The following is a 317-nucleotide window of genomic DNA, read 5'->3' on the forward strand; positions in this document are numbered from 1 at the left end:
TTTGTCATGGTTCAGTTTATTATCAGCCTGAATGAATACTAATTTTCCACTTACATCATAAACTGTAATGTCATACACTTCATTGGTATTAGCAAATTTAATATTCAGAAGCCCTTTACTTGGATTAGGATATACTACGAATACATCTTTATTTGTTGCTGCTTCACCTACCCCTAATGTTTGGGTAATAGTGAAATTAATAGGGTTAATGTTGTAGAAAACATTCGTTTCTGCAGCCACCATAATTCTTGCCTGTGTAGTATTTACGTTAGGAATGGTAATTGTTTCAGAACCATCGTTCGGAGTAGAACCCAAAA

The 317-nt window shown here is 34.1% G+C and carries 1 protein-coding gene; it reads right to left on the minus strand.

Going from position 1 to position 317, the window contains the following annotated elements; all coding sequences use genetic code 11:
• A partial coding sequence (locus tag ACM6F9_RS07360) for a T9SS type A sorting domain-containing protein (protein WP_414845110.1) occupies positions 1–317 on the minus strand: 317 nt, incomplete at both ends.

The organism is Chryseobacterium sp. IT-36CA2, assembly GCF_949767875.1.
GTDB lineage: Bacteria > Bacteroidota > Bacteroidia > Flavobacteriales > Weeksellaceae > Chryseobacterium.